The sequence below is a fragment of the Paenibacillus sp. MT124 genome, from assembly GCF_058792755.1.
In genome coordinates this window covers 913,503-924,710 of the sequence record NZ_CM179500.1, presented here as the reverse complement: position 1 = coordinate 924,710, position 11,208 = coordinate 913,503, and the positions used below count along the sequence as shown (strand labels likewise).

Genomic DNA, 11,208 nt, shown 5'->3' with positions numbered 1-11,208 from the left:
CTTTTATTTACCGGATGGACTTCCGATATTCACGCTGCCTGTCAGACGGACATCATCTGATGCACTGCCGACATAAACAGATACTTTACCCTTAGGCATTACCCACTCATGCGACTTTTCATCCCAATAGGACAGTGCGCTGCGATCCAGTTTGATTTTAACACGCTGCTGTTTGCCTGCCTTCAGATCGACTTTGACCCAGCCAGCAAGTTGTTTTTTCGGTGTTTCTACACTCGTTGGCAGATTGCCTACATAGACTTGTACCACTTCTGCACCAGAAACTTTACCGGTGTTCCGCAAGTTCAGGGACACTTCTACGGTAGCATCGTCCCCTTTACCAGTATTTTTCACATGCAGGTTGCGGTAGTCAAAATCGGTATAAGACAATCCGTGTCCAAATGCGAACGCTGGTGTCATGCCTTCTTTGTCATACCCTTTATAGCCTACAAAGATGCCTTCAGAGTATGTGCCCACGCCATTCACACCCGGGAATTGTTCCGCGGTGGAGATCGGCGTCTGCGAATCGTCCGACGGGAACGTCACTGGCAATTTACCAGAAGGGTTTACATCACCGAACAGAACGCGAGCTACCGCGTTACCTTGTTCCTGACCTGCGTACCAGGCTTGAACAATGGATGGAACTTCTTTTTGCCAGGAATCCATTTCCACAGCTCGGCCGCTCATTTGAACAACAATTGTCTTCGGATTTGCTGCTGCAACCTTACGAATCAATTGCTCTTGGTTGTTCGGCAGTTCCAGATCGGAACGGTCCACATAACCTTCGCTGTCATACGTACGTGTCACGACAACGGCAACATCGGATTTTTTGGCCAAATCAACTGCTTTTTGCATTTTGGCATCCACGGCATCTTCAGGTGCTTCCCAGCCGAAACGCATTTGGGCACCCATGTCATGGCTTGACTGTACCGGAAAGTCGGTACGGTATTCAATCTTAATGTTGTGGGATTCGCCTTCTTTTAACGTAATTGCTTTCTTTGTTGTGCTCAGCGTTTCACCTTGATTTTCTACGAGCAGCTGATCATCCACGTACAATTTCGCAGATCCCAGGCTGGTCAGAGACAATTTATAATCACCCGTTTTGGGTGCTGTAATGGAACCTGTCCAACGTGCGGACATTTTACTGTTGAATTCCGTTGGTGTAACCGGAAGCTTGGAGGACTGGGCGTTGAACCCTTCATAGTTATAAAATCCAAGATTCATGTTAACCTGATTGTCTGTACGAACCAGTGAAGGGTCACCTTCCATGTTCGTGTTGGTCCAGTATTCGGCACGAAGACCATATTCCGCTTTGTCCGTACCATAATTCAGCTCGCTCTTCTCGGCATTTGCCGGAGACAACAGTGTGGATGGTACGGCGGAAGGACCGTTAAATGCATCTCCGGCGGAGATAGGGTCCGTTCCGGCTGCATATTTCACTTCCACTCCATTGCCTGCACGGTTACGAATACCTTCAAGCGGACTCACGGTATATGTCGGGTTAACGAGGCTGCTGCCTCCACCTGCCGCAGAAGCCGTGTCTGCATCCGGTCCAATAACTGCAATGGAATTCAGTTCTTTCTTCGAAAGTGGCAGGACGTCATTGTTATTTTGCAACAGCACCATGCTCTGCTCAGCAATTTCCCGTGCTTGCTTACCGTCTGCCTTCGCATTAATTTGCGTATTGGTTACAGGGTTGTCGAACAGCCCTTTCTCGAACATTTGGAGCAAAATGCGACGAACCTTCTCATCAATAGTCTGCTCGCTGACTTCACCTTTTTTCACGGCTTCAAGCAGATGCGTTCCCCATTTACCATAAGGCTCCCCTGGTGTCTCCAGATCCAGACCCGCGTTAGCCGATTTGGCTGTACTGAAATTGGCACCGTAGTCACTCATGACGAACCCTTCGAAGCCAAACTGGTCCTTGAGCAGATCGGTCAGCATCTCCTTGTTCTCACAAGCATATGTACCGTTCACCTGGTTAAATGAACACATGGCGGAACCGAGATCCGCTTTTTCAACCATAGCCTGGAATGGACGTGCATAGACTTCCTGGATGGCACGCTCACTGGCTGTTGCATTCGTTGTGAAACGCTCCGTTTCCTGATTGTTCAGGATGTAGTGCTTCGCCGTTGCAATTACCGGGTTGCTCTGAATTCCGTTGACATATGCTGCACCCATGCCGGAAGCCAGCAGCGGATCCTCACCCAGGGATTCGAAGTTGCGTGATCCCCATGGTGTACGTGCAATGTCCAGACCAGGACCAAGAACAACGTTATGTGTTGTATCATGGGCTTCCTGTCCGATCAGATCACCATACTGTTTGGCAAGATCGGTATCCCAGGATGCTGCCAATGCGATCGGTGCAGGCAGTGCCGTGGACTTTTTGTCCTGCACATCCGGATTGGCAACACGTACGCCTGCTGGTCCATCCGCCATCTGTAGTGCCGGAATGCCAAGCCGCTCCAATCCATCATTATAGAAACCATAATAGTTATTTACTTTACCAGTAACGAATCCGACTTTCTCCTCCAGCGTCATCGCCTTGAGAAGCAGCTCGGTGCGTTCCTTCGCAGATAAGGATTTGTTCATCCAAGGACGATCTGCCCCGGAATCCGCTTCTGCGGCAAAGGCGTGTAACGGCATGGCTGCAACCGCCACGATGATTAATAGCATAAACCATCGTTTGAGGAAAATCAGGTTGAGTCTTCTGTTCATGTTTGTAAGCTCTCCTTCTCTCTTGATCATTTTTCTTGCACACATTGCTTGAATACATGTATACAAGGGAATGCAAACTGGCTTGTCCCAGCCCTTCAAGCATTCAGGCAGCCCTGCACATCGCTACGAAAAGTGCGGCTCGACAAGCGAGCAAGCAATTTCGCTTTCTTACGATAGCCGACCTGCGGATCAATTACATCCCCTTAAATATGGAAATGGAGCCGAAAGGAGTGAATTAGTTCTCAGGTATGATGTCATTATTAATTCATATAACAATGAATGAAAACGAGTTAATTACATTATTGTAACTCAAATCATACAAAATATTTACTTTTAAAAACAGTCGTTATGTCCCACTTTTGATTTAACATTTAATTCAATTAATTATCATATTAAGGAATTTCAATTGAACACCTGGGCCCAAAGTCTATTTGTAAACGGATGCAATGAATATCTTCGTTTCACATGGAAAATAAAAAGCAACCGAAGTCCCTTTTAACAGGTACCCCGGCTGCTATTTCTTCATTACTCACTCTAATAGTATCGCATTTCTCTAGTCAAACTTCCTTAAATCTTACTTCCATTCTTACTAACCATGTCACCTGCTCTGTCCTAATCTTGCCTGCGATTTCGAGTTACTTCTAGCTCTTCAGCTGCGCCAGGATTTGTGGATCTTTGATCTTCTTATCTTCTGCGAGCAGCATGATTTTGGATAAAATCTCAGCTGTTCTTGGATCTTCGTCCAGGAATGGCAGGAAGATTCTCCCCCGATGCTGACTATGCACAGGTACGATATATAGTGCGCCAGTTGCCTGTTTAAATACATTGCCACTGCCAAGATGAACGGCATATTCGCCGAGGTCTCCTTCGATCCGTGCATAATTGCCATCCAATCGTACATTGTCTATCTTAAGTAGACGAAGTGATTCATTCACGATAACATGACGCATTTCAATGGTTGTCAGGCTGGCTTCCGGATCCACCCCGCCCACATGTGCAACACTGAGCACCAGATCAACATCACGCATGACCTCCGAGAAGAAGACCTTCGGTACATCTTTCAAGGCTACAGGCTTATACGTTTTGCGGTCATAAAATTGTACTGTCTCCAGCGTAGGTGCTTCCGTATCTGCCGGTGAGAACCAGTCTGCCATGGCATACAGATTAGCTATCAGGTTATGCTCATAGCTGACTTTCTGCAAGCCTTCCTCATAACTGACGGTCCACTGGCGTCCTTTGAGCAGGGCAACCGTCTTCTTCGGTTGAATCTGATACCCGGCATACCGGCGGGAGACGGTTCCATTCGCAAGCTCATCCTCATTTGGAAGGTACAGCTCACGGAAGACCTGTTTGAACGGCTGTCGTTCCTGACGGGTGAACAGATCCCGCTGGTATTCGCTCCATGTCCCGCTGCGGAATAATTGCAGAGGATGTGCAATCACCAGTGGATCCTGTTCCTGCAATGCATGTGTGGTACTTTGTTCGTCAGGTACAATCAGGCAGGCAGATTCCGTATCGAAATACCCCAAGCGGTCACCTGACTGGAATACCAACGTGCGAATCAGCGGTCGAATGACCGGATTTTGCATGAGGCTGGCAACTTCCTGGACGGTAAAGGCCGTCTCTGCTGTCATGGAACGCTCCAGCTCCTGTTTTGCCCGGCGATACTGCTGGACCAGATCCCCTTTTAATTCCTTCAACTCCGTAATGTATCCCTCTTTCTTGAATCGTGCAGGGACCGATTTGAGTGTCTTCCCTTTACTTACAAGAACCAGCTCGGATTGCCCATCCTCATCAATGACCAATTGTGCTGTCGTTGTCTCATCCAGGGCCTTCGGTTCAAAATAGGATTTCATCTCATCCAGCTTGCTCGCTTCCATGTTCCAGATCAGCCGGGTAACGTCCGTATACCCTGCATTGCGGGCCAGGTTGCCAAGAGCAATCTGCGCGGCTGCACCTTCACTAGAACGACGCTGTGCTCCAAATTGCTTGCTCTCCAGCAGGAATTTCTGAATGAAATCATAACGTTCTCGCAGATCCTGTTCCTGCTCCGCTTGGAATGGAATCAAACTGTACGTGAGCAGATGGTCCTTATTACGCTTCTCCTGTACAGATTGACGCATATCCTCCAGACGAAGCTTCCCTAACGCTGCATCGGCGAACAACTGGGATCTGCGGTGGTTTGCTCCACCCGAAATGTATTTGGCACAATCATATAACAGATTGAACCGTTCCTCGCCGACAGCAGCATAAGCTTCCTCGAACCAGGCAATATCAAATGCGCCGTCGTTGAATTCCTGCGGCGATATCGGTGAATAGTGAGCGACAATGGTTTCCTTTTCAGCCGTAAATCGTTCATTAATGTGGGCATGGAAGTACCATGCGGCACTGCGAAGTCCTTCCCATCCCAAATGCTTCGATACGATCTCCATCCACTGCGGTGCGTACATGGCCGCTTCCAACAGCTTTTTCTCTTGAATCGGATATTGCTCAAGTAGTTGGCCCAGGAGAGTATCATCCTCACCCTCACGTGGATGGCAAACTTGAATCAGGTGACTGAACGTCTCCTTGCGTGTTGTGTTATCTCCGTAGCTGTAGATATAGCCTCGTACAAACGTATCCTTATCCATGGCTGAGACCAGATGCACCCAATGCTCCATGCCTTCAATTCGTTCAAACTTCATGGCCAGTGTGCTGACTTCGGTGGAAAGCTCACCTCGTGTCAGTTCGATCTCCAGAATTCGTTCAACGACAGTATTCCGCAGCTCTATAAGTTCCGGATCATCCGTGATGCCTTCGGTGCGTGTCGACGTCAGCTCACGAATGAATGCAAAACGCTCCCCGCCCGTCAGCAACTGACGATACATGGTCTGATCATCAATCAAACGCAATTTGAATGCCCGCACGTAATCCTCGAATGATAACAGGGAGAAGCGCTGTGTATTTCCCACAAGGTTGATGAACTGATACCCCGTTTGAAAGAATCTTTGGAAACTGGCATCATCATATATTCTGCTTCTTACCAGGTAGTTCCACCGTTCCGTCAGGATATGAAGCATGCCAGCTTCCTTCTCCAGTTGATCGTCCGGCATACTGGCGATAATGGCAGCCCATGTCTTCTCCGCGATCTCAAATGTATCTGCAGGGTTGCTGTCCCTGAACGCTGCTGCAATCAATTCAGCAACCTGATCTTTGTAGGTCAGCGAAGCCGCCATCTGTTTCATTTCTTCCATATAGGAAAGAGGATAGGTCTGTTCGGCAAAAGACTTGCGCCAGCCTTCCAATAATGGGATTTTGCTTAATTCGTTATAATCATATTGATCGTGATAATAGCTGTAATGTTCATTTAAGTTACCGCTCAGTGTGCTAAATTGCAAAATAAAATAAAGCTGCATGAGTTCCAGGCTGTTCAGATCACTCTGCGCAACATATGCCTCCCAAACGTCGTGGAGAGGATATTGCTCCATCTGTTTCATCTGATTTCGTTCCGCATAGGAGAACCTAGAGCGCAGGCCGGATCCAATCAAAAGCGTCTCACGGTAGCCCGCATAATACTCTACCTCATATTCATGATCCCTGTGTTGATGAACCAGTGCATCTAATCCTTCCATAAACGGTTTGGCCTTCTCCAGCGAGAGGGTGAAGATCTCCTTGGGATTGAAATCACTAAGATCACGCTTCTCCTGCAGCAGTGGCTCCACCCGGGATGGATCGAACAATCCAAAACCATTCGAAGAGGTATATCGGCTGCCTTCCTCCGTCAGCTTGTCCAGCAGCTTTTGCTCCTTCGCGGTAGGCTTCTGGATCAGTCCTGCTAACGGCTGTAATTGTTCATGCTGATCTGCACGTTCCGGATCTGCAGAAATCTCGGTCAACAGTTCCAGTGCGCCCAGACGCTGCAATTCATTCTTCGCCTTCAGCAAACGTTCCAGTGAAACAACTAGTTGATCCACAGGTTGCAGCAAAAGAACCTGAATGACCTTCTGCCGAAGTGAACCGGTCTTGAGTTTGAGCAAGGCCTCCATCTGTTTCATCTCGTCAGTAATCAGCTCAAGCTTCCTCACTTTGACTAAAGCAATCTCCCGGTTGCTCATGCTTTTGTCGGACAGGCTCTCAAACACAAACTGTCTTTGCACCTCGTTATCGGGCTGCTGAACGAACTGGGATAACAGCTCGCCTCGAAGTTCGGGGCTCAGCATGTCCTTGATTGCAATGACTTCTCCGATCCAATCGGGGTCCATATCATACGCAGCCAGATAGAGCATTTTTTTGACCACATCATTCCGTTCAATCCGGTAATGGACATATTCAAGAACGCCAGATGGTCCACCTTCCCCTCCCAGAGGAATGCGCTCCAGCAGCTGCTTAAATTGATCGAAGTCCTGACGCCGAATTGCCTTGTCTTCAAAGACAGGCAGGGGCGAAATGTGAATGCTGCGCAGATTCTCTCCATCCTCGAAGTGCCAGTTATGCATGTACATGGCATCATAGTTTTGGATAATCCAGTGCATCAGCTCCAGATCCTGTACGTCCAAATACCGACGGGCAATGCTTAGCCGCAGGTCACGATTCTGACTGTTCGCAAGCACATATTGCGCAACGATTTTCTGATACAGTTGGCCTTGATCCATAATACGGATCAATTTGTCATTGAGATGGTCCTCTTCAATAACAGCCGTCGCCCACAGACTGATGAATATCTTATTGGCATTGGAATCCTGCTCCCAATCTTCACGAACAGCTGCATCGGTCAGCGCTTCAAAGGCTTGCTCAATCAACTGTGATGCAACGCGCGAATTGGCCGCTTCAATTCCGAGCCCTGTCCATACAGCCAATGCTCGAACCACTGAACTGAAACGAATCAGATTGTGATCGATGATTACTTTTAATATGTATATAAATGCTTCAATGGTTCCTTCATCCATCCGTTCAACGATACTTTGGCGCAGTCCTTCCTGCAGTCTTGCTGCCACAAGCAGCTCACCAACCATATGGTACGCCTCTGTCTGGTCACTCATGAATATGCCTTTGATCATCTCGCCAGTAAGCAACGCCGACTGATTGTCGCCATATATGATCTCGTGTAATGCCTGCTTCATATCTCCGTTGCCATGGTCCAGTTCATAGGCGATGCAGTCCGGAAGCACAGATCGGATCTCATACAGATAATCAAACTTGTATTCACGAACAGATACATATTCGTTCAGGGAGAATTGCCGCATCTCCATGCGCAGCAGTCCAATGAGTTTCCGGATCACCTGTCCAATATGCTGTTCAGGATCGGAAGTGCGAAATGGCCGGCGCTCATACATGATGCTGTACGGGTAATTTGTGGCACGGTCAGCAATGTAACGGAATCGTTCCACCAACCGTTCATTCGTCAGCTGCCCAAGCACATTCAGCAAGGGTTCGAATAAGGGCTCTCCCGTTTCGGCAGCCTGCTTTTGAAGAAATTCCTCTGTATTCAGATATACTTTTTCATCTCCGCGCAAATATGTGGAACCAGCCATCTCCAACACATATCCTGCAAGCTCCTGCCAGGTCCCGTTCAATGACTCTACCTTCTCTTGCAGACCGTTGATATACACCTGTTCATTATCGTTCTGATTCATCCAATCTCCTCCTTATCATTTATTACCACAAACGGCCGGCAAGCATGGTGAACCGGATAAACACCAATTCGTCATCTTCCTGCAGCTTCAGTGGTGCATCCAGCTCGGACAATTCTTCATCATTGAGGAAGACTTTGTATAGTCCATCTTCATAAGCCATCATAGCCGTTTGGACCGCATGCTCCAGGTCTTGAATCTCCTCATTGTACACTTCACCAAAACCGACTTTTCCCGTTAATCCCTTAAGTTGAATCTCCTCAGGCATAAGATAGGTGAGTAACGCCGCACTGTTTTTCTTCTCCTGAAGAGCGTTCACCTGCACGTGTACCATATGTTTGATTAGTTCTCGTAACGTTCCGGTTGTTTCCGGAAGTGCTGTGGCTTGCTTGGCAAGTGCAGGCTTGCGTTTGCCCAGGCTTTTGACCGTGACCCATACGTTCACAACGCACCCTCCCTTCTTCTATATGAACTGACTAGTTACATCTCACCAGTCTGGTAAAAAACTAAAAATGCGTACACATGTACCCATTATTAGCATCATAACCAATATTTCCGCCACAATCATGAGCCATTCCTCACGTTTACCTGAAACCTGCGAACTACTGCACTCCCAACGTACTTACGCAAAAAAAAGCCGGGTTGTTCCAATAACCTTGGAACTCCCAGCCACATCAGCATTCATGCAGACCTGATTTGTGTTATGAGAAAATGAACAGCTTTGGATTCATCTGGCCAATCGCACGGGGCGAATCGTTACAGCCGCCGTTTTGAAGCCTGGCATACGGCAAAAAGGGTCCAGTTCGGGTCTTGTCGCCCGATTGACGTTCTGAATGCCACCCCAATGCATCGGTACAAACAGTGTGTCTTCGCGAATATGTTCCTTAATACGTGCACGTACCGTGAAGCTCCCATGCACGGATTGAATCTCGACCCACTCTCCATCCATAATTCGATTACGCGCAGCTGTAGCCGGATGAAGTTCCACAAAATTCTCCAGTTCACGGGCTTCCAGCGTTGGGCTCCGATGGGTCTGTACGCCAGTTAGATAGTGAGGAAGGACGCGGCCATTGGTCAGAATCAGAGGAAATTCCCGGGAGGTATCCTGCCAACCGACACTTAATTCACTCGTAAATGCAGCCCTGCCGTCCTCATGGGAAAACCGCTCACTGAACAGCAGCCCTTCACCCTCATCCTCCAGAGAAGCGCAGGGCCAATAGATCCCTTTTTCTCTTCGCAGACGTTCATAGGTCATCCCATAGTAATCTGCAATTCCACCCCGGCTCGCCAGTCTGAGCTCATTGAAGATATCCTCGGCACATTCATATTGGAAATATGAAGCTTTGCCAAGCCCCCCAGCAATGAAGCATAGAATATCCCAATCGTGACGGGTATCCCCTGGTGCTGGCCTACCCTGTTCACGTAATAGAACCCGGCCTTCCAGATTGGTCAGCGTACCTTCGTTTTCCAAATAAGAGGTGACCGGAAGCACCACATCGGCCATCTTCGCCGTCTCGGACAGAAACATATCCGCCACGACCAGAAACTCCAGCTTGCGAAGACCTTCTTCTACCAGGCTTACATTGGGATTGGAGACGACCGGATTGGAGCCCATCACAAGCAGGCCACGAATTTCCTGCTCATGCACCCGCTCCATCATTTCGTAGGCAGAGACGCCTTTTCCCGGCAAGGTTTCGGGCGCCACGCCCCAGACGGATGCTACATATGCACGGTCCTGCGCATTCTCTATGGAACGATATCCCGGCAGCTGATCGGCCTTCTGCCCATGCTCTCTTCCGCCCTGTCCATTTCCCTGTCCAGTGATCGCACCGTAACCACAGCCTGGTCTGCCGATTTTTCCAGTCGCCAGTACCAAGTTCAGAAAATGACGGACAGCGAGATGTCCATCCGTTTGCTGTTCCACTCCGCGCGCAGTCATGATCATGCCTGTCTCCGCCTGACCATAGGCCATTGCGGCCTGACGGATCAGGGTCAAATCCACCCCGCATTGCACTGCGGATTCTTCCAGGTCTATCTCGCTCAGTGCATTCTGCAAACTCTCATAGCCTTGGGTTCTTGCATTAATAAAATGCTGATTCACAAGTCCCGCTTCCATAATGACCTTCAGCATGATGTTCGCAAGCCGTGCATCCATACCCGGCTTGATCTGCAAATGAAGGTCGGCAATGGCTGCAGTAGCTGTCTTGCGCGGATCAATAACGATAATGTATGCTCCATTTTCCTTCGCCTGGTTGAAATAAGGCAGCAGAGTGGGCTGGCACTCTGCAACGTTGGTCCCTGCAAGTACAATGCACTCGGCCCGAGGGATGTCGGACAAGCGGAATGTCAGCCCCCGATCCATGCCAAACACCTTACTTCCTGCAGAGGCAGCGGCAGACATGCAGAAGCGACCGTTATAATCAATATATCGTGTCCCTAGAGCAACCCTTGCGAATTTTCCTAGCAAATAGGCTGTTTCATTGGTGAGGGAACCCCCTCCATACACACCGATTGCATCGGCACCGTATTGATTCTGAAGACTGGTAAAACGCCCTGTGATATATTCAGTGACTTCTGGCCATGAAGAAGGTATCAGTTCACCATCCCGGCGGATGAGAGGCTGCAGAAGTCGCTGTCCACTCAGTGCATGCTGATGTGCATTCATGCCTTTGACACACAATCTCCCCTGTGAAGCTTCATTCGGCACGCCTTCAACGGTGTACGTGGCACGGCGCTCACCAGCGATGGGCCCAGCAACTTCCTCGACGGTCATTTTGCACTGCACGCTGCAATAGGGGCATTGTGTCTCCCGTACATGCAGTTTTGAAACAAACGAACTGTGTTCCATGGATGTCTTCATTCCATCTTCACTCCCTTCCCTACT

General features: G+C 48.8%; 4 protein-coding genes. All 4 read right to left on the bottom strand.

Going from position 1 to position 11,208, the window contains the following annotated elements; translation table 11 throughout:
• Positions 1-3 precede the first annotated feature (3 nt).
• Positions 4-2,715 carry a beta-glucosidase gene (locus tag AC3RCI_RS04295; protein WP_492474162.1) on the bottom strand — a complete coding sequence of 904 codons (2,712 nt, stop codon included), beginning with the start codon at positions 2,713-2,715 and terminating at the stop codon, positions 4-6.
• A gap of 641 nt (positions 2,716-3,356) precedes the next feature.
• The gene (locus tag AC3RCI_RS04290) at positions 3,357-8,327 is read right to left on the bottom strand and encodes a DUF4132 domain-containing protein (RefSeq protein ID WP_492527614.1); all 4,971 of its coding nucleotides are present in this window, start codon (positions 8,325-8,327) and stop codon (positions 3,357-3,359) included.
• A 22-nt stretch (positions 8,328-8,349) separates the two neighbouring features.
• On the bottom strand, positions 8,350-8,769 hold the full coding sequence (locus AC3RCI_RS04285; RefSeq protein WP_492472993.1) for a hypothetical protein: 420 nt from the start codon (positions 8,767-8,769) through the stop codon (positions 8,350-8,352).
• Positions 8,770-9,051: 282 nt separating this feature from the next.
• Positions 9,052-11,184 (bottom strand): assimilatory nitrate reductase catalytic subunit NasC, encoded by a 2,133-nt coding sequence (gene nasC, locus AC3RCI_RS04280; protein WP_492527613.1) that lies wholly within the window; start codon positions 11,182-11,184, stop codon positions 9,052-9,054.
• Positions 11,185-11,208: the final 24 nt, after the last annotated feature.

Bases quoted from the DNA above. Each gene is read 5' to 3' on its own strand.
- AC3RCI_RS04295 (WP_492474162.1), bottom strand. From the start codon at position 2,715: ATGAACAGAAGACTCAACCTGATTTTCCTCAAACGATGGTTTATGCTA.
- AC3RCI_RS04290 (WP_492527614.1), bottom strand. From the start codon at position 8,327: ATGAATCAGAACGATAATGAACAGGTGTATATCAACGGTCTGCAAGAG.
- nasC (WP_492527613.1), bottom strand. From the start codon at position 11,184: ATGAAGACATCCATGGAACACAGTTCGTTTGTTTCAAAACTGCATGTA.